Source organism: Ralstonia sp. A12 (assembly GCF_000801955.1).
In the GTDB taxonomy this organism is placed as follows: Bacteria; Pseudomonadota; Gammaproteobacteria; order Burkholderiales; family Burkholderiaceae; genus Ralstonia.
In genome coordinates this window covers 1-25,525 of the sequence record NZ_JSZO01000027.1, presented here as the reverse complement: position 1 = coordinate 25,525, position 25,525 = coordinate 1, and the positions used below count along the sequence as shown (strand labels likewise).

Below are 25,525 nucleotides of genomic sequence, written 5' to 3'. Positions count from 1 at the left end.
GATTCAGGGGGCTGCTCCAGGCCAGTTCTCCCGCCTCTTGCCAGAAGCCGTTCTTGCGTTGCACGAGCGTCACGAAACGCCTGCGGATTCAACCGGTTGATGCAACACACTAGAGACTGCGTGAGCAGTGGAGGTGTTGCAAATGAAACAACGACGCCGGATCTACTACACCGAAAGTCAGAAGGCACTGATGTGGGAGCGCTGGCGCAGAGGTGAAACGCTTCATCAGATTGCCCGACTGTTCGACAGGGGGCACTCGTCGGTTCAGGGGATTCTGGCAGAGGCCGGCGGTATCCAGCCAGCACAGCGACACCGCTCCAGGCTGGCGTTGACGCTTGCCGAGCGAGAGGAGATCTCTCGCCCCGTGGTAGCCGGGCTCTCTATCCGTTCGATTGCATCCCGGCTAGGACGCGCGCCGTCTACCATTAGCCGTGAGCTCAAGCGCAATGGAGGAGGCCAAGGCTATCGCGCGAGTCAGGTGGACGAGCTTGCCTGGGCTCGAGCACGCAGACCAAAGGCATGTAAGCTCGTTAGAAACCGAACGCTGGCACGGGTTGTGGCAGCCAAGCTGAGGTTGCAGTGGTCCCCTGAGCAGATTGCAGGCTGGCTCAAGCGTGCATATGCCGTCAACAAGGACTACCTAGTGTCACACGAGATGATCTATCGTAGTCTTTAAATCCAGGCTCGCGGTGCGCTGAAGAAGGAACTGCTTGAACACCTGAGGCGCTGCCGGGCCACGCGTCGTTCGCGTCTCTATTCCGCGAAGACTGACGAGCGCGGAAGAATTTGCGGCACCGCGCCGAGGCGATCACGTGGGGCCGTCTGCAGATCGCACACGATGGTCTGACACATGCCGACTTGGTGGCCGCGGGATGCTTCCCGTCGCGCAAGCGAGTGGCCCAATCGGTCCGCTACCGCAGTGCCCATGGTCAGACCTGGGATTGGGACGGCGACATGTCCGACTGGCTGCAGCGTGTCGTCAATGCTGGACAGAGCCCGGAGCATTTCCAGGTCTGGGTCTGATCGCGATTCGCGCAGGGCACCGCCGCTCGCCCTTGTGATCTAGCCAACAACGCTTGCCCGTTCTGGGCTGCGTCTTCCATCTTTTTCAGCAACTGCGTATTGAAGCACGCGGTCCAGGTTTGGTCTCGAATCGCCGTTCCTGCCCCGTGGTCAACTGCGGGCCGACGGCCCGTGAGTGACGGGCGTTCCGCACCGCCCGCGCCCGGGCCAGTCCTGCGCCAGCGCAAAGCACTGTCACGCGCCAGGCTTGTCCTGTCACGTGCGGCACAGACTGCGGGCGGCACTGACGCAGCGGCCACGCCAGCGCCGGGGTGCTGTCATGCGGACCGCCTGATGCCGGCACCGCCAACGGCACAGCGACACGGCTGGACACCGCATCGCACATCCCAGCACAAGCCCCGTTCACGCAGTGAGGGGCCTAGTGTGGGGATGCATATTGCGACGCGACGACCAGCCGTGTTGCTCACTGCTCGAACCCCGCTCCATCCCAACCCTTGCCCGTGAGGGCAAGGGCTATCCCCACTCCCCGCCCTAGGGCGGGGAGCGAGGGAGCCCGAGCGAAAGGATCGCTTGCAAGCAGTCTCTCCGAAAGAAAAAACCCCAGGCAGCTTGTGACTGCCCGGGGCTTTCCGACCATCTTCCACGGAGGCTCATGAACTATGGCTAGGCGCAAGTTTAGCCACTTGGACCCCATCAGCGGGCGCTGGTGAAATTAATTGAACATTGCGCGCCAACAGGGCGGCCGACGGCAGGGGTGATGCGGAGGTGGATGACCGCAGCAGTTGATAGTGTGTGGGGGTTCTGCTGACGGAGGTGTCTGCGCGGGGAGGACCGCTGAGTTGCGCGCTTGATCAATGGTATCGCGCGTTGGGCCGCTACCGGATAGTGCCTGGCATGCGCATGGATCATGCATGGATTCGGATTGACTGAATCCGGTTACATCGAGGTTACATAGCGCAGAAACACAAAAGGGTCACAGGCAAAATACACGTAACCCTTTGATTATTCTAGTGTTGCTGATCGGAATCGAACTGGTGGCATTCGCATTACGAAACAATCCAACATCGAAAGTCCGGCGACAGGCTGATATTCAAAGCGGGTTGGGCCGCCAATAGCAAAGAAGCGATGCCACTCAGGCTCTCGAAGGATGGTCCATCTTTAATGGCCAGGAAGGGGCAGTATCGATTAGCGGGCAACGTATCGTTTGGTGCAGGATCACGATAAATTTTAGAGTGACTGATTCCTCGCCGGGAAGCCTGCAATCATGTGTTGAGTCGGAGGGGTATTGAGTATATGGCTGGTCGAGCGTACGCTTGACCGGCCAATGCTGTTGCCCCTTTGGGGGCAAATCAGCGAGCTGAACTTCCCAAGACTGGCAGGGTGAGCGCGCAGAACCTCTCCACGCTATTCGTGCACCGCCTAGAGTTGTTATGCACTGAGCGCAACGGAAGCCATCGGTTTACCCATCCGAAGCTACGTTTGACCATGCAGCGACGCGGCGTCAGAACCAAACCTCTCTTGGCCTCGGAGAGTTGGCGATCTGCAAGTCAATACCTTCATCGTTAGCCGCTTGCATCACGTCCTGACTTTACACCGAGCAACCCCTCCGTGCTGAGCACAAGTTGCGTCGATCGCAACGGAGAGCGCATTGCGTTCCGCTACCGAGGCCGGAAGGTTTCGATGCTTTGCGCTAACTTTGAATGTGCGCCGCACAAAGATGAATTCGCCAAGAGAAAGATTTTGTTTCGGTTGCCGACAGAATATCTCATTTGCGACAGGCGGCGGGCAGTCGAACAATGTCCAGATGGAAAGGAAGGTGCGGAAATCAGTTCAGCTTCCAGCGCCCTTACTCGGTCTTTCAGGGGTATCTGTGAATAACTTTCTTCCAATGTTGCCATTGGCACTGGCGGTGGCTCCGGCATTGGTAAAGAAGTTTCCGCCCACCTAGTGAAGGCGGGCAGCAGCATCGTCATCGGTGATCGTATGAAGCCAAGCTTAAACGAGCGGCCACGGAAATCGACCCAATTGACGTCAAGGTCTGCTTCCATGCGGGCGACATCGCGCTGCCGGCAACTGCCGACGGGCTTGTCGATGTGGCGACGTCGGCTTTCGGCGGCGTCTACATCTTGATCAACAACGCTGCTGTGTTTCGGCCCACAGAGCTCCTCGAAGTGGACGAGTCCGAGTACAACTGGTTTCCCGACACGATCCTCACGGGCAAGTTCTTCGTGGCGCAGGCTGCGGCCTTTGCGATGAAGCAGCGCGGGGGTGGTGCCATTGTGCAGACCGGCTCGCTCTGTGCTTTGCAGTCTATCGGTCGACTCCCTCGGCTGCCAATGCTGGCGTGCACGCGCTGATCCGCAACCTTGCCATTGAACTGATGCCGTCGAACACCCAAATCAATACGGCTGCACCGACCGTCGTGGAAACGCCCGCCCACAACACCTTCATGACGGATGATCAGGTTAAGGAAACACTGCCTACATTCCCCGCCCTTCATCCTCTTGGGCGAAACGGACAGCCGGCCGATGTCGCTGAGGCCATCCCGTTCCTAGCCTCCCCCAATGCATCGTGGATTACCGGCGCTATGTTGCCCGTTGATGGCTGGCGCCGCGCCTGATTTATTACTTCGCAGGAGCAAAGCAATGGTCTATTTGGAAACCAAACAAGAAACCCAACAGGAAGCAATGACTTTGCAAAGTAAGCACGTTGCGTATGTTGCAGGCGTACTCACGCTACTCGTGACGACCTCGGCATTGTGTGCAGCAGACGGAAAGCGCGGTGGTCTGGATGCGGTGGACAGAGCCTCGATTCCAGCCGCGCTGCAAACGCTCAGTAAGGAAAGCGGTATTCGGATTGTCGGAGATATGCTGCCAGCGCCCCCAGGAATGAAAGGATGGGCAGCATTCAAGGGGCAGCAACCACTCGCGTTCTACAGCACAAACGATGGCAAGTATGTCATCGTCGGCACGATGATTGATGCACACGCCAACGACCTGACTAGGTCTCCCCTGGAAAAGGCCGTTGGCTCACAACTGAGCGATGGCGTATGGAAGCAACTCGAACAAAGCCATTGGATCGCTGAGGGCAATCCCGCTGCCAAGCGCACCGTCTACGTGTTCACTGACCCCAATTGCCCGTATTGCAGCCGTTTGTGGGCAGATATGCAGCCGTGGGTGAAAGCCGGCAAGGTGCAGGTTCGCAATATTGTCGTCGGCATACTGACACCGACAAGCAATGGAAAAGCGGCCGCGCTATTGGCGGCGCGCAATCCGGCGCAAGCGCTACGTGATCATGAAACAGTCCAGTTTGCGATCAACCGGCAGAGTATGTCAGGTCATATGAAATCGCTCGAATCGAGTGGCATCGAACCGCTTCCGACGATTGATGCAGAAACTCAGCAGAAACTGGATCACAACGTACAACTGATGACATCGCTAGGTGTGGAGGCAACGCCGGCGCTGTATTGGAAGGATGAGGGCGGTCTGATCAAAGTATCCATGGGTGCGCAATCTTCGAAACTTCCTGCGATTCTGGGGCCGCAATAGTCGCTTTTTCTGCGGATGCCGAGGTGTTGCAGGAGGCCTGCGCCATGCATTTGCACCCCAGTTGCCATGACGCAGTCAGCAGTTCGCACTCTTCACGCGCTCGACCGCAGGGCCAATGAGCGACGTCGCCTTATTCCGTGTGTCGTTGGCTTCCAGGTCTCGGTCGAGTGGCTGAATAGCTTCATCGGCATTGGCACGAATAGCTTGTCGCGGCTCGCCTTTTCGATATATTGCGTGAGGTTCCGTCTGCATCCCTGCTATGCCTGTTCTCACTTTGAGCGCGTGGATGGCATTTAGAAAGCGGTAGCGTCCAGGACAAGAAGATTTTCTTCGATGGCCAACTGAATATCTCGGTTGGGACAAAGCGCAGTTGTTCAAACGATAGTAGGCGATCAAGCGTTTCGAATCCTGACACGTGCTCGGTCTTGCAGTTGCACCACAGAATAGCTCTTTTCAATTGCAAGCACATCGGACTGGATGCTGATAGCCGCCGATGGCGGTGTGATGTTCGGCGCCAGGTTCGAACGCTTACTTCATAGGAGAAAAACAATGATTCAGGTGGAAATCACTCTGAGGACTATCGCCGCCAACCGCGCCGCTGCGGCTGGTGTCTACCAGCAGTACTAGGCCCCTTTTCCCAACACGGTCACCGGTGCGAAGTCGAAGGAACTGCTGGTGCGCGACGAAGACGTGCAAGTACTGCACGTCTTTGACCCGAAGGAAAACGCACAGGCTTATCTGCAGAGCGAGTTGTTCAATGCTGACGTTGTCATCAGCCTCTCCTCGACACTCCTGGCACGGAATACTGGATCGACTCGGATAGCTACTTCGCATTGACCGAGCTACCGCGGCACGCGGCAGTAGTTGGCGCTGGATACATCGCTGGCGAACTGATACGCGTGCTGAATGCGCGGAACTCGTCGACGCACCTCACTGTGCGAAAGGATACGTCACATCGATTGCAAGTCATCCATGAGCCAACCACACCCCATCATCGACCTCGGCATCGTGCAGGCCGCAGCAACGCGCGCCAGCGCTTTGCTCAAGGTGCTCGCCAATCCGGATCGCTTGCTGCTGATGAGCCGTCTATCCCATGGCGAGTTGTCCGTCGGCGCTCTGGAGGAACAGCTTGGCATCCGGCAGCCGACGCTGTCGCAGCAGCTTGGCGTCCTGCGTAGCAACGGTTTGGCAACGACCCGGCGCGAAGGCAAGACCATCTTCTACTCGGCGGCGAGCAAGCAGGCGCTCGCCCTAATCGCGGTCCTGCATGAGCAGTTTCTTGCTAACGCCGACTAGGAATCGGCATGTTGATCTGAATACGCTATTGCTAGCAGCGCGGCGCTAGGCCCTGTAGTTGGGTGTTGACCAGCGGGAGTGGCGTCATCCTCGCAGTGCCTCTATGGCTATTTGTTTTGCATTCAGCGTTGGATGGCTGCGCCGGTCGCCGCTACTTGGGCGGCTCTCCACCATAGCCGTCATCGGATTGCATGCGGGCATCGCGCAGCGTGGCCGGTGGTGACATCAGAAGCGTTATTCTTTCCGGCCGGTTTGTGGTTCGCTCATCGGCTGCCGAACGGACCGCTGACCCGGCTACACGCCAAGTACTCTACATGTATTCAACCTCAAGACCGAAGAGTCATGGTTGCAACTGTCCCCATTCTGCTGCAGGAGCAGTCTGCGGTGAGGGTCAATGGTGACCTGTTAGTCGAATCGCAGCCGAAGTTGTTGACTCTTTAAACAAACTGCGCTGCCGCGCCCGCGAGAAGCGATACAAAGGTGGCCATCATGCCCATGCGGCGCATCGGATTCACGCCGCGCAACATTCCGATGGCATGGGCGATGCGACCGATTACCATCGGTCCGGCAGTGGCGAGAATCAGGCTCTGCGGTGCCCCGCGCAATTCCGCGAGCGCGAGCAAGATGAGCCCAATCGGCACATACTCGATGAAATTCCCTTGCGCGCGGATACGGCGCAGCAGGACCGGGTCATCACCTATGCCGATGGCCTGTTTCACGGTCATGCGGCGTAAAGACACGGGAAGGCTCAGCGCAATGAGACCCCCGGCGGCAAGTGCGGCGACAGTGGAAGTGATTGGAAGCATGTTTTTTCCCCTTTCGGTTTTCGGTGTTCAGTAAACGGTATGGACTTGTTTCTCGATAAGAGCGGCTAGTGCGCATCCTTAGCGGGTTAGCTGGATCTCCATGACGAGTAGACGCTCCTCTTCTTTCTCTGCACGAAAGTGCACCGTGTCGCCAGCCTGCACCTTGTCGAGCAAGGCCGCATCGCGCACCATGGTCATGCCGTGCATGTCGAGGTTCTGCCAGATATGCGCATGTCACTGGTGGTGTCTGGCGTGTGGGTGCTCGCCGTTTTCCTCGCCTTTGTGTTCCCAAGATCTGCGGCGGACATTGCTTGCGCTGACCGCCCTGCGACCGCTAGCGTCTACGAGCAGTACAAGGCGCCATTCCTCAACACTGTCGCCGGCGCGAAGTCGGGGGAATTCTAGTGGTTACCTCCACAGCAGGTCCTCGCCTGGACAGAGGCTTCAATCTTGCTTTCCTCGACGAGCACAGGTGTGTACCCGACATCCGCAATGGCATCCTGAAGCTGCTTCGGATCGGCGTTTGTTGCCTCGATCACGACCAACTGCTTGGCCTGGTCAATGGTGACCTTGGCGTGGCTATCCACAGATTCCAGCGCCTTGGTAATCATGCCGACACAGTGGCCGCAGGTCATGTCTTTAACTTGAAAGGTAATCATGAAATTTCTCTTACTGGTTTGTTGGATGAAACGCTGAAACTATCAGCCTTCCCATCGTTGGAGTGTCAAGCGATACATGGCGAATTCGGGATGTGCTGGCACACCTTGGCCACGGTGTATCAGTGAGTCGACTGGACCTCGGTGACAACGAACTTGCCTCCCTCGCTCTTGAGGCGGAAGCGGAGGTTGTCCCCAGCCTGCACGTTGTCGAGCAGCGCTGCTTTTTCCACTTGGTAGACCATGGTCATGCTCGGCATGTCGAGGTCCTTGATCGGGCCGTGCTTGATCGTGAGCCTGCCAGCCCCCTTGTCCACTTTGCGGACCTCGCCGTCAATGAGGTCGGAACCGGCTGGCACCGCGGTGTTCTGGCCTTCGGACGCACTTGTGTTCTGTGCTATGGCGACGCCGGACCAAACTACGAAAGACAGACTCAGCACGGCGCTGAGCGTCATGGCGTGAATGATTTTGAGTTTCATGAGATTTCTTGTGAGACAGGCAAGGTGCAGAGCACGAGGCCGCTGCAAGGTGTGCCTCAGCCTCCGTGCCTCGAATGAAAAGGATTGCGTCGTTCCGGAGCGGTCACATCGCAGGGCGCTCACTCGCAGCTCTCGCCATACGCATGCAACACGTCTAAACCTTGATGACGAGAACTACGCACTGAGATACGTGGATCAGATGCCATCCGCAAAAGAGTCATACGTTCTTGCGGCGTAGTTGCCGTCACTGAACGGATCGCGTGTACCCGCTGCACGAGCACCGTCGCTGAACGGATCTCGCTTGCCTGTTGCGTGGGCGCCGTCGCTGAGCGGGTCGCGCGTACCCATTGCATGAGCGCCATCGGTGAAGGACTCGCGCGGTGACGTGACGCTGGCATTCGCCATGCTGGCTACGCCGCTGAGGGTCGCTGCAGCCAGTGCAACGAGAGCCGCTTTCTTCAACATATACATACGCATTTTTCTGCTCCTTTTTGATAGTTGGCTCCATGAGCCTGCCAACACAGTGTTGGATTGGGGGGAAATCGTTTGATGCGGGTCTGTCCGGCATAGGGCCCAGGGTCAATGGCCCGCGTGGCCGCCGGGCTTGCGTACCTGGACCTCAACCTGATTAACCGGCTGCTGTGCGAGCGGCATGGCGCTGTTACCGGTGGACGACGAGCGCACGGGTTCATCAAGCGAGCCTTGATACTCGTACGCCATCGTTCCGGATGGATGTCGGTACCAGCCAGGGTCTTTGTAGTCGCCGGGCTTTTGGTCGCGCCGCACTTTGAGCACACTGAACATGCCACCCATCTCGATCGAGCCGTACGGCCCTTGTCCGGTCATCATTGGTGCAGTGTTGTCGGGTATCGGCATCTCCATCTCGGTCATATCAGTCATGCCGCGCTCACCCATCACCATGTAGTCGGGAATCAGACGAGAGATCTTTCCGGCCACGTCACGGTGGTCCACGCCGATCATGGTCGGCACCTCGTGGCCCATGGCGTTCATGGTGTGGTGGGCCTTGTGACAGTGGAAAGCCCAATCGCCTTCTGCATCGGCGACGAATTCGACCTGCCGCATCTGCCCGACGGCGACGTCGGTCGTGACCTCGGGCCAGCGTGCGCCCTTCGGCGTCGGTCCTCCGTCCGTGCCGGTGACCATGAACTCATGGCCATGCAGATGGATTGGGTGATTGGTCATGGTCAAATTGCCGACGCGGATTCGCACCTTGTCGCCCAAACGGACGTTCAGTGAGTCGATACCGGGGAAGACACGGCTGTTCCAAGCCCACAGGTTGAAGTCCAACATGGTCATGACCTTGGGTGTATAGGCGCCGGGCTCGATATCGTAGGAGCTGAGCAGGAAGCAGAAGTCGCGCTGCACCTCGTCGATCAGTGGGTGTGCTGCTTTGGGGTGCGTGACCCAAAAGCCCATCATGCCCATGGCCATCTGCACCATCTCATCGCCATGCGGGTGGTACATGAAGGTGCCTGGGCGGCGCGCCGTGAACTCGTAGACGAAGGTCTTCCCAGGCGGGATGGCCTTCTGTGTGAGACCAGCGACGCCATCCATCCCGTTCGGCAGGCGCTGGCCATGCCAGTGGAGGCTGGTCTGCTCGGGCAGGCGGTTGGTGACGAAGATGCGAACCCGATCGCCTTCGACCACCTCGATGGTCGGTCCCGGTGATTGGCCGTTGTAGCCCCAGAGATGCGCTTTGAAGCCGGGTGCCATCTCACGCACCACAGGCTCAGCGACAAGGTGAAACTCCTTGACGCCGTTCTTCATGCGCCACGGGCATGTCCAGCCATTGAGCGTGACGACAGGGTTATAGGGCCGGCCTGTGTCCGGTGTGAGGGGCGGCATAGTGTCGGCCGAGGTCTGGCTCACAGGCTCGGGCAACGCTGCCATGGCCACCCGGCTGACGCTGGCGGCTGCAATGGCGCCACCGGCCATCGCAAAAAATTGTCTTCTTGAATTCATATCGGAGTCCTTGCGGGGAAGTTGTCGGGCCGATTCAGTTCGCGGCATCGGCACCTTCGGCCGTCGCGCTACTCGACGCCATCACCGCGCTTGTCATGGGTCTGCCGATCAACTCGGCTTGCAGGGCCGCGTCTGCCAACCAGAACTGTTGCTCGGCTGCGATTTCGGCCATAACGGCTCCCACCTGATCGCGAGCGTCCGCCAGCAGATCGAAGACACCGATCAGCATGCCGTTGTAGCGAAGGAGGTTCTCGTCCGAGATCGTCTTGCGCAGCGGCACAACCTCGTCACGTTGGTGACGCGCGATGTCGTAGGTCGTGCGGTAGGCTGCGTAGCTTTGCCGCAAGCTCGAACCTGCCGCGCGCACCGTGGCGTCCAGGCGCTGGGCTGACGCCAGCACCTGACCGTTGGAAGCGTCGCGCTGCAGATCGCCCCAGTCGAATAGCGGCAGGCGCAGGGCGATCTCATAACCGCGCTGGGTGGCCTTGCTACCGTCGGCGCTGTTTGCGGTCGTGTTGTGGACGCCGCTGAGTTCGATGTCCGTGACGCTGGTCACGCCGGTCAGGCCCCGGTCGCGGGCCGCGACGTCAAACTGTGCTCGGGCCAGTCGTACATCCAAACGCCCACGGCTGGCCGTCTGGCCCACTTCGCCAGGTTCTAGCGGCTGCCTGGGCAGGTCAGGTAGACGCTCGGGCAGCTTCAGGTCTTGCACCTGAGATTCGGTCAAGCCTAACTGGCGCACGAGTTCTTCGCGCGCGGTGGTGGCTGCATAGCGCGCGACCGCGAGCTGTGTGCCGGCGTCCGCGTAGAAGGCTTGCTGGCGTGCGCGCTGAAGCTTGCTGAAGTTGCCCGCAGCCTGCATACGGCGCGCGAGTTCGGCGCTGGCCTCGGCGCTTTCGTAGACCTGCCCGGCGTACTTCAGGCTTTGCTGTGCCGCTACAGCGCGTACCCAGGCTTGACGCACGCGGCTGATTTGGTCAACCACGTCGGAAGTTAGCCGCAACCGTTCCTGTTCGATCTGTTGCTCGGCCACTCGCTGGCGCAGCGGCAGGGTTAGCAGCTCCATTAGCCCGATCGAGATCATGCGGTCAAGCTCAAGCACGTCGCCGCTGCGCAGCCGGTCAAAGGTGAACAGCGGATTGGATAGGCGTCCGCCTTGGGCCGCACGTGCGGTGTTAGCTGCGTGCTGCGCCAGCAAAGCCTGCAGAGCTGGGCTGTTGACAAGAGCCAACTGCACGGCCTCGTCCCGTCCAAGCGGTCTGGCGAGCAGCTCAGATGCCGTCTTCTTGCGTTCAGCCTGGTCCTCGGGTGTCCTGGCCAGTGCCAAGTGACCGCCGGTGAAGCTCGCAGCTTCTTCGTTGGTGCGCGACAGGCTTTGCTCGAGGCTGACACCCGTACAGCCTGATAGCGCGAGGACCGTCAAGGCCAGTGGCAGGAAGCGGCTGCGCAAAGCGGTGCGGTCATTGTTCACGGCCGGCTTCCTCGTGAACGCTGCGAACGTCGTCCCGGCCTACCGGTGCGGGCGCTGAACTAGTCGCCGAAGGGGCTGGGGGCACTGCCGCTTGGGTGGCCTCTTTCGCGTAGCTGCGCCAGCCACCGATGTGGCCCACGGTGTCGTTGGCTTCGCGCCAGGAAGTGACGGGCTGGTCAGCGTAACCCTTATAGGCAGCAAACGCTGACGAATACGCTAGCTCGGGCACAGGCATCTGCGCCGAATGCTCGGGTTCAGCATGGGCCACTGTGGCGGCCAGTAACAGGACCATCGTCCCACCAGCGCGCGAAGGCAATCGGAGGATGGGGGACATTTCGGATGTCATTCTGTTGGACTCGGTTTGGGTGGTAGCGAAGTCACTGTCGGCTTTGCCACCGTAGGAAGGTCAAGAGGTTTGTTGGATAGGGCTCGATAAAAAATTTCCACTGTGATTCGCTTGACCTTCCAACCATGGTAAGGACCAAGCTGGTCGGGTATCGGACGGCTAACAGCACAGAGACCCCCATGAGCACACCCCTCGCATCAACAGCACTGCTGGAGTTCAAGCTCCCCATCGAAGGCATGACGTGTGCGAGCTGTGTCTCGCGTGTAGAGAAGGCGCTACAAGCATTGCCCGGTATCGAAAGCAGCGCAGTGAACCTTGCAACGGAGGAAGCCACTGTCACGGCTTCTGCCAACGTCGATGTCGGCGCGCTCGCCGACGCTGTCCGCAAGGCCGGTTATGACGTTCGCGCCCAGCTGATCGAACTTGCGATTGAAGGGATGACCTGCGCCTCGTGTGTGGGCCGTGTGGAAAAGGCGCTGCTATCCGTCCCAGGCGTGTCGGCCGCGGCAGTGAACCTCGCGACGGAAAAGGCCACTGTCACGGCGCTTGCAGGCGTGTCTTTCGCGACGCTTGCCGCTGCCATCGACAAGGCCGGCTATGTCGCCAAACCGTTGGAGGCAACATCTGCTGCACCGACCGCGAAGGGGCTTCCGCAATGGTGGCCAGTGCTTGCCAGCACATTGCTGACGCTTCCGCTGGTATTGCCCATGCTGTTGCAGTTATTTGGCGTGAACTGGATGCCGGGAGGCTGGGTGCAATTGGCGCTGGCGACACCGGTGCAGTTCTTGCTGGGCGCACGCTTCTACCGCGCCGGCTGGAAGGCCATCAAGGCCGGCAGCGGCAACATGGATCTGCTGGTCGCGCTGGGTACGAGTGCCGCCTATGGGCTGTCGACTTACCTGTTATGGAAGCACACCGGACGCGGTATGCCGCATTTGTACTTCGAGGCCTCGGCAGCGGTCATCACGCTGGTGTTGCTCGGCAAATGGCTCGAATCCCGTGCCAAGCGGCAGACTGCCGACGCGATCCGCGCACTGAATGCTTTGCGACCGACTATCGCTCGAGTACTGGTGGATGGTGTCGAAATCTCGACGCCGGTCGAACAGGTCGCAGTGGGTGACATCGTTGTCATCCGCCCCGGAGAGCGCGTACCGGTGGATGGCGAAGTGATCGAAGGCCGCAGTCACATCAACGAGTCGCTGATCACCGGTGAAAGCCTGCCGGTTGCCAAGGCGGTGGGCGGCAAAGTGACTGGCGGCTCGGTCAACGAAGAGGGGCTGCTGCGGGTCCGCACGCTAGCCATTGGCGCCGAAACAACGCTTGCCAGAATCATCCGCATGGTGGAATCGGCGCAGGCAGCAAAGGCCCCAATCCAACGCATCGTCGATCGAGTGAGTGCCGTCTTCGTCCCTGTGGTCCTCGGGCTGGCACTGCTTACCTTCATCGGCTGGTTCATGTATGGCGGCGATGCAGAGCAGGCCTTGATCAGTGCGGTGGCTGTGCTTGTCATCGCCTGCCCGTGCGCGCTTGGCCTGGCCACGCCAACAGCCATCATGGCCGGCACCGGCGTTGCGGCCCGCCAGGGCATTCTGATCAAAGATGCTGAGGCGTTGGAAGTGGCGCACTCGGTAACCACCGTGGCTTTTGACAAGACGGGCACTCTGACTGAGGGCAAGCCGTCGTTGGTCGCGGTCGAGGCCACCGAAGGGACCCATCCGGACGAGATTCTGCAACTCGCCGCCGCACTCCAAAAAACCAGTGACCATCCGCTTGCACATGCGGTGATGGAGAGTGTCCGAGATCAATGCACTCCTGTACCGTCGGCACATGACGCGCAGGCATTGCCAGGCCGCGGAGTGGAGGCCATCGTTGGTACCCAACATCTCTTGCTTGGCAGTACGCGGTTGATGAACGAGCAAGGTGCCGATCCGGGCGCACTACTGCTCGTCGCGGAGTACCTTGAGGGTGAAGGACGAACTATCTCGTGGCTGCTGGAGCGGGAGGAAAACCGCGCGCGCGTGCTGGGCATGTTGGCCTTTGGTGACACTGTCAAGCCCGCGTCCTTTGCTGCCATTGCTCGATTGCGTGAGCTCGGCATCCGGACGGTGATGCTGACCGGTGACAACCAAGGGAGTGCTTATGCCGTGGCTCGCGAGCTGGGCATAGATGATGTCCGCGCTGAGCTGTTGCCCGGCGACAAAGCCACTATCGTGCAGGAACTGCGCAAGCAGGGTCACATTGTGGCGATGGTCGGTGACGGATTGAATGATGCGCCATCTCTGGTGGCAGCCGACGTTGGCTTGTCAATGTCGACGGGCACTGATGTCGCGATGGAAGCCGCAGGTATCACTCTAATGCGCGGTGACCCGCGCCTGGTGGCGGATTCGTTCGATGTCTCGCGCCGTACCTACTCGAAAATCAAGCAAGGGTTGTTCTGGGCGTTCGCCTACAACGTGCTGGGTATTCCGCTGGCGGCCTTTGGCCTGCTGAATCCAGTCATTGCTGGCGCGGCCATGGCCTTCAGTAGCGTGAGCGTTGTCACCAATGCACTGATGTTGCGTCGCTGGCGTGGCGCGGCAGCTGACGCCAACGGCACTGCTCTGACTCAAGGAGCTTGACGATGAACATCGGTAAAGCGGCCGCCGCTTCGAGAGTCTCTGCAAAGATGATCCGGCACTATGAAAGCATTGGACTATTGCCCCTGGCGAGCCGTACGAGCAGCGGGTACCGGCAATACAGCGATCAGGATGTTGGCAGGCTACAGTTCATCCGGCACTCCCGGGACCTCGGTTTCTCGCTGGACCAGATTCGCGATCTGCTTCACCTGTGGCAAAACCCCGAGCGTTCTAGTCGGCAGGTCAAGGCAATGGCTCAGGCACACATCGCGGAGCTGGACGACAGACTGAAAGAGCTCCAAGAGATGAGGGCCGTGCTCGAAAACTTGGTGCACGGCTGCCACGGTGACGATAGCCCAGACTGCCCGATTATCGACTCGCTTGAGTCCAAGGCTGCGGCGCAGGGTGCCCCGGAAGCAGCAGCAATGACAAGCGCAGCCGCTTGCTCGCGAGCCTAGAACTCTCACGGGCAGAAATGACTTCAGCCATCCCAATCCTGAAGGCTTGTGGCGCCCAGTTGTTGTTCAGGTGAGAAGTTGAGGTCCAAAGGCTTCGGCTTTACTGCAAGCCGATCTTGTCTTTAAGAAATTATTTCTTTGCCACAGAAAAACTATTTCTTCTTTGCGTTTATTTCGATTCTGGAATTGAATGAGCCAGGCGCTGGCCTCCCAGCTTGGCAATTTTATACAAGATAATTTTCTATAGCGCGATCATGGAAAGAAAAGTTGAAATATTGGTGGTAGGGAGCGGATTCGGTGGCGCAGTTGCCGCCAAACGTCTTTCGGAGGCAGGTCGAAATGTTCTAATGCTTGAGCGAGGTCCGTGGAGAGATACAGTTCCCGTTCGATCAATGCACATCGAGAATACAGCCCCTCTTCCGCAAGGAGCGAAGGCTTTTACTTATGGTGTGAGATCGGTGAGATCGCATCATCTTAGGAGTGAGCTTATCCTCAATAAGAAAGGTTTTGTTGAGGCCTACTTGGGTGATGGAATTAATGTGATCTGCGCCTCCAGTATGGGAGGTGGCAGTCATAACTATGGGGGGATGCTGGGAAGACCCCTTGACTCGGATTACTGGGATGGTCGTAATCCAAAAATTTCTTCAGAGCACATGGGTAAATATTACGAAGAAATGCTGGCTTTGCTTAATGCAAGGCCCGTGTTGCATAGCGATATGGTCCCCAATAGTCTTGATAAGACTAGCTATGATGGAAAGCTGTCAAATGAAGGAATGAGAAATCCTGCAGTGGGGGTTCTCTTGCCGAAGGAGCCCGGAAATCCCTCGAAGGTGGTTGATCAATTTGGGGTGGAGCGATGGGAGTGTGACATGAGAAATAATAGTTTTCTCGGCTCCCCGTCAGGCGCCAAGACTACGCTGGATTTTACTTGCATTTGGCCTGCCATCCAGCACGGATTGATCGTTCACGATTTGTGCGAAGTCAAATCCATACGTGGATTGAGGAGGGATGGTGATGATGAGGCGAGATATGAGGTTTTCTATCGCGACCATCGAAGTGGGAAAGATGAAAAGATACTTGCGCAACACGTTATTCTAGCGGCAGGCGCTATCAATACCGTTCGCTTGCTTTTGCGAAGTCGAGATATTGAGTATGGCCTGCAAGGTATGCCGAGGTTGGGCTTGAAATTTGGAACGAATGGTGGATTCTTTGGGTTTTGGAAGGAAAGTAGCAAAAGCGATCTGACAAGGGGGATGCCGCTTACCGGGCCCTTTAGATCAAAGAACTCAAAAAGTAAGCGTTTGCAAGTGCTTCGCGCCAGCATTCAAGGTCTGGACGATATTCCTCTGCCAAAGATTTTGAAGAAATGGCTGAGTCGAAACTCATTTATGGCGGCCCTGGGTGGTGATGAAAACAATGGGTCGATGGAAATAAGGAATGGAAAGTTCAAAATAAGGTACAGAAAGGCCGATAACCGTATTTACCGAGAAATGGATTTCGAGGTAAAAGATATCGAGGCGGAGACCAACACGAGGATCTATGCTCCGGGCGTCCCCGTAACTGTTCAACCTATAGGGGGGGCCTGTTTGGGCACTTCGAATCTTGATGGGGTGGTTGACGCGAACGGGGAGGTTTTTGACAACCCTGGACTATATGTCGCTGATGCTTCCGCTTTGCCAGAGTCTCCCGGAGCGCCACCGAGTCTAACAATAGCGGCATGGTCAGCAAATGTCGCTGATAGGCTCTTAGAGTCACTGCGAAGCCACATAGCCCTGCCGCAGAACGGAGCCTAAGGGCAAGCTCGATGTATCCGGGGGGCGGATGGGAGTAAGGGTGCCTTCGTCGACATGTGCTGTATCGATGCGCCGCCCGCGCTGCGTGCCGCAGCAACTTGTCAACAATGGGGTTATGCGCAATACGAAGACCGACTGGCGGATGTTCTCCGCCCGCCGGAGCGTATCCAACCTGGATTCCCCGCTCTTATGGAGCCGCACGCTCCCGCTGTTCGTCTTAGCAGCCCAGCGAGAAACGGTCATCCGGCTCGCCACGGTGCCGGTAGTTACGTCAGAAAATCGGTGGGCCGTCCCAATTACGTTTGGGTTGGCGCCACCGGTCAGCTTTTGCTTCCTTAGGATTGCGCTGGTGTGCCGGCAAGCACTGCGTCATTCCTCGTATAGAAGCGATACGCGATGAACACGACGAACACCCACACCCCAGACACTACCAGCGACATACGCATGTCCGGCAAGATAGCAATGCAGACCATAACCGCTGCCACGAACGCCAACGCTATGTAGTTGCTATACGGATAGAAAGGCATCTTGTAGGTCAGCTTGCCTTCCTGACCGTTCTGGATACGAATCTTTCGGAAGTTCAGATGGCTGATGACAATCGATGCCCATGCGCAGACCAGTGCGAACACGGTCACCGAGGAGAACAGTTCAAAGGCCTGATCGGGCATGACATAGTTCAGCACGACCCCAGCAAACATGGTGGCAAACACCAGCATAATGGCGCGCGACGGGACTTTGCGGTTGTTCACCACGCTGAGGAACGCAGGAGCGTTTTTCTGCAGAGAGAGGTTGTAGAACGTGCGGCTGTTGGTAAACACGCTGGCGTTCACCGCCGACAGGACCGCGGTTACCACAACCAGGTTCATGATGCCCGCGGCAGCCGGCACGCCCATCTTGACGAACACGTCGACGAACGGGCTTCCCTTGGTGGTCAACGCGGTCCATGGGAACACCGCCAGCAGCACAGCGATGGCGCCCACATAGAACAGCAGCAGACGCCAGAACGTGGCGTTGACCGCCTTCGGCATCGTGGTCTTGACGTCCTTGGCTTCGCCTGCCGCCAGGCCCAGGTTCTCTACGCCACCAAACGCAAATGCCACCATCACGATCGACAGGAGCGTCCCGCTCACGCCTTTCGGGAAGAAGCCTCCATGGTCGACAAGGTTGTGCAAGCCGACGGGTTGCCCGTGGTTGCCGATGCCGAAGAAGATCATGCCCACGCCGAAGAGGATCAGCGCGCCGATGGCCACCACCTTGACGAGCGCAAACCAGAACTCCGCCTCGCCGTAGATCTTCACACCGACGATATTGACCACGAACATGACTGACACTGCCGCCAGCGCCGTGACCCAGATGGGTACGCTGGGAAACCAGAAGTGCACGTAGTTGCCCAGGGCATTCAAATCCGCCGCGCTAGTGGCCAGCAGGAAGATGAACGCATTCCATCCGTTCAGGAAACCAACAAACCGGTGGATGTAGCGGTTCGAGTAGGAAACATACGAACCGGACACAGGCTCTTCAACGGCCATTTCGCCCAGCGCCCGCATCACAAAATAGATCGCGATTGCGGCAACGATGTACACGAGAAGAATGGCCGGACCGGCGGTCTTGATGGCCCAGGATGAACCGTAGAACAGGCCTGTGCCGATCGCACCGCCGATGGCGATCATCTGGATGTGGCGATTCTTGAGATCTCTTTTCAGATCCTCTTTTTCGTACGCCTGTATTTGCGTGCCTTCACTCATGGTGCTGTCTCCTATGGTGTGATCCGATCGCGCACTGTTTTTTGTTCGCGCGTAGTCGGGGTGAGAAATGGAGAACCATTTCTCAGGCTGCATGGGCAGCGATTGGGCGCAGAGGCCCGTTGCCGAGTGGGCGAGCGGCCCACGGCAAGTCAAAAACTGCGTTGAGTTGTCTCCTCGCTGAAGGGGGTGCCGCGAACGCGATGAGGTTCGCTATGCGTTCGCGGCGGCCGGTTTAAAGCCCGGCCACGGCCGCGGTCAGTCGTTGGACGGCTTCATCGACGGTCGATCTCGGGCATCCAAGATTGACGCGCATATAGCCGTGTCCCTCGATGCCGAACTTCTGTCCCTTGTCGAGCCACAGGCGGGCCTTGGTCAGCATGAATTTGTTGAGTTCGTCCGCGTCCATGCCCAGCCCGCGGCAATCCATCCAGGCCAGGTAGAGCGAGTCAGCCGGCAAGACCTTCACCTTTGACGTGGCGCTATTGACTGCGCTGGCGAAGTGGGCGTGGTTCTCGCGCAGATACACCAACATTTCCTCTAGCCATGACTCGCCGTGTGCATAGGCGGCTTCTGCAGCGACCATCCCGAGCGTGTTGACCAGCGGGAACATGTTCCGGTCGTACTGCCGTAGCAGTGCTTCGCGCAAGCGCTTGTTCGGCACAAACACGTTCGCGCTTTGTAGGCCCGGCAGATTGAACGTTTTGCTCGGGGCCGTGCATGTGATGCTGTTCTGCGCAAATGCCTCGCTCAATGAGGCGAAGGGGATGTGTTTCAGGGCTGGGTTGATGATCAGGTCTTGGTGGATCTCGTCGGAGATCACGAGAACGCCATGGCGCTGGCAGATCTCACCCATGGTGCGCAGTTCGTCCTCAGTCCACACGTTGCCCGTCGGGTTGTGTGGATTGCTCAGGATGAACAGCTTGGTGTTGGCCTGGATTGCTGCCTCAAACGCGGACGCATTGAAGCGATAGTCTGTTTCCGTCCGCTCAAGCGGCGCGAAGGCCAGATGGCGACCATTCATCAATACGTCATTGTGGAAATGGGCGTACACGGGCGGCTGAATGAGCACGGTATCACCGGGCGCGGAGAACGCCTGCACGGCGGTCTTCAGGGTCGTGATGATGCCGGAGGTCTGGATCACCCACTCTTTCGGCACTTCCCACCCGAACCGCTTCGCCTGCCAGGCGACTACCGCGTCGACATAGCTGTCTGGCGCACCACCAGGGTAGCCGAACACGCCGTGCTCCACTGCTTCGTGCAATGCGTCGATGACGGGGCGCGGAGATTTGAAGTCCGTGTCGGCCACCCACATCGGCAATGGTTGAGCCCCAGCTTCGTCAGCCGAAAGCAGCTTTTCCGCGATTGCCCACTTCATAGAATTGGAGTGCTTGCGATCGATGACTTCATCGAAAATGCTAAGGCCCTCGCTAGTAGAAACGTCCTTTCTCAATGCTGTGGAATATGCCTTCACGATCCCTTCCTTGTTTCTGGAGAACAGGTCGCACACAAATGCGACCCAACGTGGCACGAGATTAGCAGTGTCATTCCATGAGCAGAAATGGTATGTTGTCATGGAGCAATGAACAGGAGTCATGGATGCTGGATCGTCAGCAACTCGCCATTCTGTTGGAGGTGAACCGTTTGGGTAGCGTCACAGCGGCGGCGGAAAGGCTGAACGTCACGCAATCGGCGCTGTCGCACATGATCCGAAGAGTAGAAGAGATTCACGGCGTCAAGTTGTGGACCAAGAGCGGGCGCGGCCTACGTTTCACGCAGGCGGGGGAATACCTGCTTGCACTGGCGCAACGCGTCCTACCTCAGATCGACCATGCCGAGCGCGTGCTGGTCGATTTCGCCGAAGGGCGTCGCGGGGCGCTGCGCGTGGGCATGGAGTGCCACCCGTGCCAGAAGTGGCTCTCAAGGTTGACGCCGCACTACTTGGCCGCCTGGCCGGACGTGGCTTTCGATGTGCGCACTGCATTCCGCTTCGATGGCGTTGCCGCGCTTCAAGGGTACGAGATTGATCTGCTGATTACGCCGGACCCACTCGATCTCCCGGAGTTGCAGTTCACGCCGGTTATCGACTACGAGCTCGTTCTCGTTGTGCATGAGACGCATCCATTGGCGGCGCGCGCGTTTGCCGAACCGCGTGATCTTTTGAACGAAGAACTGATCACCGTGCCCGTCAGTACGGAACGGCTCGATATCTATACGCGGTTCCTTGTGCCAGCGCATTGCAAGCCGAAGTTGCATCGAACCGCCGAAGCGACAGATTTGATGCTGCAACTTGTCGCCGCAGGGCGCGGGGTTTCAGTCTTGCCGGATTGGCTTGTGCGGGAAGAGGGTGTTGGTCTGCCGATCCGCGCGATCCGCTTGGGAAAGCGCGGTATCAACAAGAGCATCAACCTTGGCATCCGCCGCGGCGAGGATGACATCGCCTACATCGCGGGATTTCTGGCGCTTGCGAAACAGATGGGCCTTCGAATAAAGCAAGGCTCCCCTTAGATTGGGTGCGTTGCAAACGATGAGGGGCGATCAGCCGCGTTGAGCCAATGGGTCGATTGGTGTCTGGTCACGCCGCAACCAGAAGAGACTGGCCGTTGCCACCAATACCGGGGGCAGCATCAGACCACACACAAGGGGCCATCCGTATGTCGTCAGTAGACCACCCGACGCGAACGAGCCAACGACCATGGCCCCGAACACCACAAAGTCATAGATCGACTGGACACGTGGTCCTTCCGCAGGCGTGTGGCACGCCAACACCATGGCCGATGCACCCAGGAAGCCGAAATTCCAACCCAAACCAAGCAGCAGCAGCGCGATCCAAAAGTGATTCACCGACAAGCCTGTCATACCTGTGACGGCAGCCAGAGCAATCAACACCAGCCCCGCTAGGCTGACGGCCGGCGCGCCAAAGCGCGCAATCAGCCGTCCTGTGAAGAAGCTTGGGGCATACATGGCAATGACATGGATCTCGATGCCGTAGTTGGCGTGCACGCGCGGGATACCGCACAACTCCATGGCGAGCGGCGCGGACGTCATCATGAAGTTCATCATCATGTAGCTCACAACACCGCAGAGCATGGCGACAACGAAGCGGGGTTGTCTCATGATGGTGGAACTCGGTCTACCCTGCGCGTGAGACGAGACGGGCGGCTGGTGTTCAAATCGTACGCCCAGCAGTACGATCGCCGAGAGCACAGCTGCACCAGCGGACGCTAGGTAAGTCACTGCATACGCGTGTGGTGACCATAGGTTCATCGTGGCTGTCACCAACTGCGGTCCGAGCACGCCAGCGGCAACACCTCCGGCCAGCACGGTCGACATCGCCCGTGCACGGCTCTCTGGAGGTACGCACTCGGCAGCAGCAAACCGGAACGTCAGCACCACAGCTGCATATGCGCCACCAAAAAGCATGGCGAAGCAGAAGAGGCTGAACGATTGGATGACCAGAGCCAGCGCCGCCAACAGGCCCACGATGACGCCACAGACATTACCAAACAGGGCCGCAGACCTCCGCCCATGGCGCCGCGTAATGACGCCGACCGGAAGTGTCGCGGCAGCCATGCCCACAACGAAGATGGAGACCGGTACTGTTGCCAGCGCTGGCTTTGGGGCAAGCATGTTGCCGATGATCGCCCCGGTGGCATAGATGACCGTGGAATTGGCTCCGGCCAGGGCTTGCACTGTGGCCAAACGCAGCACGTCAGCGTTGAATCTTGAAGTAGACATCAGGATTGGAATGCACGAATTGCCGTCAGCCGGCGTTCATTGTCGGCACGATTAGGGATGTGGTCTGCCTCGATATCTTACGTTGAGGTCTAGACACGCTCCTCAATGCGAAACGGTACCGGTTGTGTCTGCGGCTTGCAGCTTTGCGATGCCAAGGCTCGCCGCGTCCACTGCTCCGGCGATATAACCGGAAAAGCGCGGAGACCACTCGCTGGCAATCCCAATAAGCCGATCCTTCCAGACTCCAGCCGACGGCGTCGACGGTAACTCCACGCTGTGGTGCGCGCCCGGCTGCTGGTCTGCAAGCACTGCCGTGTAGGGGTCGCTTGTCCAATCCTTCAGAAACTCGACCCAAGGTGCTCCTGCACTGTCTCCAAACAGCCGAACGAGCTGGGCGCGGCAATGCTCAAGCAGGACAGCCTCGGGCGTTCTGATGCGCACCTGAGCAGGAACGCCAAAGAACCCGAACAGTGCGGCGCCATCTCGATGTGCCGACGCGTCATGAATCTCCCCGAGAGGGCCCACTGCGCTGCGCACCTCACCAGAAAGCCCTTGTTGGCGCCAGAAGGGTTCGTCAAATACAGCCACATACTTGGCATGCGGGGCCATCCAAGTCCCGCAATGCTTCCACTGCTTCATCGTTGCCTCCTGCAGCATCGGGGTGAACTCGATGGTCGTTGCGGCGAGGCGCGGTGGCACCGCAAGCAAGACGTGCGTGACGCGGTAACAGATCGTCGACCCAAGAGCATCATGGGCTTCGACTTCGATGCAATCTCCCAGATGTCGCAGTTTGCACACGCGATGACTCGATATGAGGGCTCTGCCTATCAGGCAATCTCGAATGGCATCGGTGAGCGCGCCCATGCCACCCGCTACACGCAGTGCTGGCAATGTGGAGGGATGCCCTTTCACGCGCGCAGGGGGACGCGATCTTGAGTTTTCGATCAGCATGTCACCGGCTTCAAACTGCTCGAATGTCTCGAGCCCCAGCAGTTCAATCAGCTTTGCCAGGTCGGGGTTCATCGTCGGCCAAAACCAAGTTGCGCCGAGGTCGTAGCGCTCGGTTGCGGAGTCTGCCGGAAGAGACAGGATTCGTCCGCCAAACGTATCGCGCGCCTCGAACAGGACGTAGTCCTTGATGCCGCGCTTCTCGAGAAGAGCCGCAGCGTACAGGCCACTGAGTCCACCGCCGATGATCGCGACACGCGTGGTCAACATGACAGGGCCTCATTCAGATGATCGCCCGTCAGATGACCGGTCTTGAGATACACCGTAGCGCCTGTGCTACCCGAAACCAACGCCGGCTGTTCGCTAGGAGGCAGCCGTAGCCAGGTGCCGCGTTTGTACTGGTGGCTGCCTTCGTACAGCGTGCCATCAAGAACCAGAAGCTCTACGCCGCCAACAGGATTGGCGAGAAGTTGCACATTGGCGGCCACGCGCTCGATGGACACATGCTCGGCGTGATTCACAAAAAGCAGGCATGTCTCTCGCGCGCCCTGGATTACCCAACGCGATGGGTCACAGATATCGATACGCACAGGGTCCTGCTCATAGCTAGACATCTGCCAAAGCTTGACGAAAAGCAGCGCACCCTCATCACTGGACGGCTGGTGAGACGAACCAGGCGGATTGCGCAGATACCAGCCCGCCGGGTAGCGATGCATGCCTTCGGAGAAGGTGCCGGCGATGACCAATATCTCCTCGCCACCCGGATGCAGGTGACGCGGGAAATGTGACCCCGGGGCGTATCGGACCAGGCTGGTTGCACGGGCTTGCTCCGCACCGACTCGATCAAGCATCACGCGGTCCACGCCGCCCTGTGGCGATGCGACCCATTGATGCTGACTCGGCGTAAGCACCGCACGCAGAGAGAAATCCTGATTGACGAGCATGACAACGAAGTGCGTCAGCAGACCGGGCGGGTACTCGGTCTGCTGTACGCAGATCAACGACCTGTAACAGCAGCGTGCGCGTCCAGCACGCGAGACGAATAGACCAGCGCGGCCCCGGCGTTGAGCGCGATTGCAGTGCCCAGCGCCTCGGAGATTTCCTCCAGCGTGGCGCCGAGTTCCACTGCATTCTTTGTATGGGAGATGATGCAGCCATCGCAGCGCGTTGTGACCGCCACGGCTAGCGCGATCAATGCGTGGACCTTTGGTTCGAGCTTGCCGGTTTTCGCGGCACTCCCTCTGATCGTTTGCAGGCCATGCAGCACGTCGGGGTTCATGTTCGCCAGTTCGCCGATGCGGCCCATCAGTTCGCCGTGGTAATCATTCCAGTTTTGCATCATGGTGTCCTTGTCCTATCTATGTGCGCTGAGTGTGATTAAGCTGCTTGGTAGATGCGGATGTCCGGCGCCGCGGCAAGCAGCAGCGAAAGCGCGCCAACCACGTCCGCGTTGAACAACTCGCTCTTGAGGTAAGCCTGCGCGTTGTCCTTCGAGTCGAAGCCATGCAGCACCTGCACGTCGTCATCGCGCACCAGCAGTTCCTTCGATTTCGCCCCGGCGATCGTGTTGAGGAACGGGGCCTTGTACTGTTGGTAAACATCGGCCGCCGCGGCACGGTCAGCGGCGTGAATCTTCAGGGTGATTTGCAGATAGACCATTACTTTGCTCCTTTGAAAAAACGATCAGGCCTGGCGCCCAGCCATCACACCGCCATCGACGGGCAACACGGTGCCAGTAATCCACGACGCATTGGGCGAAGCCAGGAACAGAATCGCCTCGGCAACGTCTGCCGGTTGCCCATTACGCCCAAGCGGGTGGAACGCGTTGAACGTGGGCAGGGTTGCCTTGACCTGTTCGTCCGTCATGAATGTGTTGTAGACAGGCGTTTCCACCACGCCGGGGGCAACGGTGTTGATGCGGATGTTCGACGGTGCCAGTTCGATAGCGAGGTTGTGCGTCAGCGCGTGCACGCCAGCATTTGCGGCCGAGTATGCGGCGGAGGGCGTGGCGCCAATCGCCTGCAATGCCCACAGCGAGCCTGTCTGGACAATTGCGCCGCCTCCACGTCGCTTCATGGCGCGCGCCGCGGCCTGCGCCATGAAGAACTTGCCCTTGAGAATGGTGTCAAGAAACCAGTCGTACTCGGATTCGTCTACGTCGAGGAATGCCTTGGGTCGGAACACACCAGCATTGTTGACTAGGATGTCGACCCCTCCGAAGGCGGCCATTGCCAGATTGACGAGTCCCGTGGCGGTCGCTGGCTGAGCGATGTCGCCTGCATAGTGGCGAACCTTGCTACCGGTCGGGTCAATTTCCGCCGCAGCATCCGCGAGTTTGATTTCATCTCGCCCACCAATGACCACGTTGCTACCAGCCTTCACGAGTCGGGCTGCAACCTCTTTTCCAATACCGGAGCCACCGCCGGTAACGATGGCAACTTTGGAAGAGAAACTATTCATTGGTACTCCTGAAAAGCCGGTTATGACATGTGGGGCTCAGTCGAGCTGTGTCCGTGCCCGATTTTTGATGCCATTGTTGGACCGGCCTAGTTTTGCTGCAAATGAGATATTCTGTTTTTGGTTAAAAGATAATCTTTTAGTAAATGGATTTGCCCCCGTATCC

23 protein-coding genes and 3 pseudogenes are annotated in these 25,525 nt (G+C 58.6%); 10 read left to right on the top strand and 16 right to left on the bottom strand.

Annotated elements, in window-relative coordinates; all coding sequences use genetic code 11:
• Nucleotides 1-142: 142 nt before the first annotated feature.
• From PI87_RS22030 to PI87_RS22010, 6 genes and pseudogenes are all read left to right on the top strand, one after another.
• A pseudogene (locus PI87_RS22030) lies at nt 143-787 on the top strand (transposase); the annotation flags it as partial.
• 107 nt (nt 788-894) lie between these two features.
• Nucleotides 895-1,023, top strand: coding sequence for a hypothetical protein (locus PI87_RS29955; RefSeq protein WP_442965507.1), 129 nt, complete (start codon nt 895-897; stop codon nt 1,021-1,023).
• Nucleotides 1,024-2,919: 1,896 nt separating this feature from the next.
• Nucleotides 2,920-3,643 (top strand): annotated as a pseudogene (locus PI87_RS29930) (SDR family NAD(P)-dependent oxidoreductase).
• A gap of 25 nt (nt 3,644-3,668) precedes the next feature.
• Nucleotides 3,669-4,571, top strand: a complete 903-nt coding sequence (dsbG, locus tag PI87_RS22015) for a thiol:disulfide interchange protein DsbG (RefSeq protein ID WP_232314064.1) — start codon at nt 3,669-3,671, stop codon at nt 4,569-4,571.
• A gap of 549 nt (nt 4,572-5,120) precedes the next feature.
• Nucleotides 5,121-5,408, top strand: a pseudogene (locus tag PI87_RS29695) (hypothetical protein).
• A 135-nt stretch (nt 5,409-5,543) separates the two neighbouring features.
• Complete coding sequence (locus PI87_RS22010) at nt 5,544-5,867, top strand: ArsR/SmtB family transcription factor (protein ID WP_039599863.1); 324 nt, start codon at nt 5,544-5,546, stop codon at nt 5,865-5,867.
• A 437-nt stretch (nt 5,868-6,304) separates the two neighbouring features.
• Here PI87_RS22010 and PI87_RS22005 read toward each other — a convergent pair whose 3' ends face one another.
• From PI87_RS22005 to PI87_RS28735, 8 genes are all read right to left on the bottom strand, one after another.
• On the bottom strand, nt 6,305-6,673 hold the full coding sequence (locus PI87_RS22005) for an MAPEG family protein (RefSeq protein ID WP_039599862.1): 369 nt from the start codon (nt 6,671-6,673) through the stop codon (nt 6,305-6,307).
• Nucleotides 6,674-6,751: 78 nt separating this feature from the next.
• Nucleotides 6,752-6,880, bottom strand: coding sequence for a copper-binding protein (locus PI87_RS28740; protein ID WP_084210056.1), 129 nt, complete (start codon nt 6,878-6,880; stop codon nt 6,752-6,754).
• A gap of 194 nt (nt 6,881-7,074) precedes the next feature.
• Nucleotides 7,075-7,332, bottom strand: a complete 258-nt coding sequence (locus PI87_RS21995; protein WP_039599860.1) for a heavy-metal-associated domain-containing protein — start codon at nt 7,330-7,332, stop codon at nt 7,075-7,077.
• Nucleotides 7,333-7,451: 119 nt separating this feature from the next.
• Nucleotides 7,452-7,808, bottom strand: coding sequence for a copper-binding protein (locus tag PI87_RS21990; RefSeq protein ID WP_039599859.1), 357 nt, complete (start codon nt 7,806-7,808; stop codon nt 7,452-7,454).
• 195 nt (nt 7,809-8,003) lie between these two features.
• Entirely contained in the window at nt 8,004-8,285 is a 282-nt protein-coding gene (locus tag PI87_RS21985) for a hypothetical protein (protein ID WP_232314063.1), read from the bottom strand.
• A 102-nt stretch (nt 8,286-8,387) separates the two neighbouring features.
• Nucleotides 8,388-9,791: a multicopper oxidase family protein gene (locus PI87_RS21980; RefSeq protein ID WP_039599857.1), complete on the bottom strand. Its 1,404-nt coding sequence runs from the start codon at nt 9,789-9,791 to the stop codon at nt 8,388-8,390.
• Between the two features lie 34 nt (nt 9,792-9,825).
• Nucleotides 9,826-11,262: a TolC family protein gene (locus PI87_RS21975; protein ID WP_232314062.1), complete on the bottom strand. Its 1,437-nt coding sequence runs from the start codon at nt 11,260-11,262 to the stop codon at nt 9,826-9,828.
• Nucleotides 11,252-11,596 carry a hypothetical protein gene (locus PI87_RS28735; protein WP_157003205.1) on the bottom strand — a complete coding sequence of 115 codons (345 nt, stop codon included), beginning with the start codon at nt 11,594-11,596 and terminating at the stop codon, nt 11,252-11,254. The genes PI87_RS21975 and PI87_RS28735 overlap by 11 nt, the downstream gene beginning before the upstream one ends.
• Nucleotides 11,597-11,787: 191 nt before the next feature.
• Between PI87_RS28735 and PI87_RS21970 the strand changes: the two genes are divergently transcribed.
• The 3 genes from PI87_RS21970 (at nt 11,788) to PI87_RS28730 (ending at nt 16,474) form a co-directional block, all read left to right on the top strand.
• Nucleotides 11,788-14,226 carry a heavy metal translocating P-type ATPase gene (locus PI87_RS21970; protein WP_039599856.1) on the top strand — a complete coding sequence of 813 codons (2,439 nt, stop codon included), beginning with the start codon at nt 11,788-11,790 and terminating at the stop codon, nt 14,224-14,226.
• Nucleotides 14,227-14,228: 2 nt separating this feature from the next.
• Nucleotides 14,229-14,681 (top strand): Cu(I)-responsive transcriptional regulator, encoded by a 453-nt coding sequence (cueR, locus tag PI87_RS21965; RefSeq protein ID WP_039599855.1) that lies wholly within the window; start codon nt 14,229-14,231, stop codon nt 14,679-14,681.
• Nucleotides 14,682-14,896: 215 nt separating this feature from the next.
• Entirely contained in the window at nt 14,897-16,474 is a 1,578-nt protein-coding gene (locus PI87_RS28730; RefSeq protein ID WP_198139606.1) for a GMC oxidoreductase, read from the top strand.
• A 335-nt stretch (nt 16,475-16,809) separates the two neighbouring features.
• On the opposite strand, the gene PI87_RS21955 is transcribed toward PI87_RS28730, so the two are convergent.
• Together PI87_RS21955 and PI87_RS21950 are read right to left on the bottom strand one after the other, a co-directional pair.
• On the bottom strand, nt 16,810-18,219 hold the full coding sequence (locus PI87_RS21955) for an amino acid permease (RefSeq protein WP_039599853.1): 1,410 nt from the start codon (nt 18,217-18,219) through the stop codon (nt 16,810-16,812).
• Between the two features lie 232 nt (nt 18,220-18,451).
• Complete coding sequence (locus tag PI87_RS21950; RefSeq protein ID WP_084210055.1) at nt 18,452-19,792, bottom strand: MalY/PatB family protein; 1,341 nt, start codon at nt 19,790-19,792, stop codon at nt 18,452-18,454.
• 23 nt (nt 19,793-19,815) lie between these two features.
• On the opposite strand from PI87_RS21950, the gene PI87_RS21945 reads away from it, so the two are divergent.
• Nucleotides 19,816-20,724, top strand: coding sequence for a LysR family transcriptional regulator (locus PI87_RS21945; RefSeq protein ID WP_039599851.1), 909 nt, complete (start codon nt 19,816-19,818; stop codon nt 20,722-20,724).
• A 30-nt stretch (nt 20,725-20,754) separates the two neighbouring features.
• Here the strand turns inward: PI87_RS21945 and PI87_RS21940 are convergent, their stop codons facing one another.
• The 6 genes from PI87_RS21940 to PI87_RS21915 form a co-directional block, all read right to left on the bottom strand.
• Nucleotides 20,755-21,954, bottom strand: coding sequence for an MFS transporter (locus PI87_RS21940; RefSeq protein ID WP_039599850.1), 1,200 nt, complete (start codon nt 21,952-21,954; stop codon nt 20,755-20,757).
• A gap of 102 nt (nt 21,955-22,056) precedes the next feature.
• The gene (locus PI87_RS21935; protein WP_039599849.1) at nt 22,057-23,172 is read right to left on the bottom strand and encodes a flavin monoamine oxidase family protein; all 1,116 of its coding nucleotides are present in this window, start codon (nt 23,170-23,172) and stop codon (nt 22,057-22,059) included.
• Nucleotides 23,166-23,846 carry a cupin domain-containing protein gene (locus tag PI87_RS28725; RefSeq protein WP_084210057.1) on the bottom strand — a complete coding sequence of 227 codons (681 nt, stop codon included), beginning with the start codon at nt 23,844-23,846 and terminating at the stop codon, nt 23,166-23,168. The genes PI87_RS21935 and PI87_RS28725 overlap by 7 nt, the downstream gene beginning before the upstream one ends.
• 53 nt (nt 23,847-23,899) lie before the next feature.
• Nucleotides 23,900-24,244 (bottom strand): carboxymuconolactone decarboxylase family protein, encoded by a 345-nt coding sequence (locus tag PI87_RS21925; protein ID WP_039599847.1) that lies wholly within the window; start codon nt 24,242-24,244, stop codon nt 23,900-23,902.
• Nucleotides 24,245-24,279: 35 nt separating this feature from the next.
• Complete coding sequence (locus PI87_RS21920) at nt 24,280-24,561, bottom strand: hypothetical protein (RefSeq protein WP_039599846.1); 282 nt, start codon at nt 24,559-24,561, stop codon at nt 24,280-24,282.
• Between the two features lie 24 nt (nt 24,562-24,585).
• Nucleotides 24,586-25,362, bottom strand: a complete 777-nt coding sequence (locus PI87_RS21915; protein WP_039599845.1) for an SDR family NAD(P)-dependent oxidoreductase — start codon at nt 25,360-25,362, stop codon at nt 24,586-24,588.
• Nucleotides 25,363-25,525 lie beyond the last annotated feature (163 nt).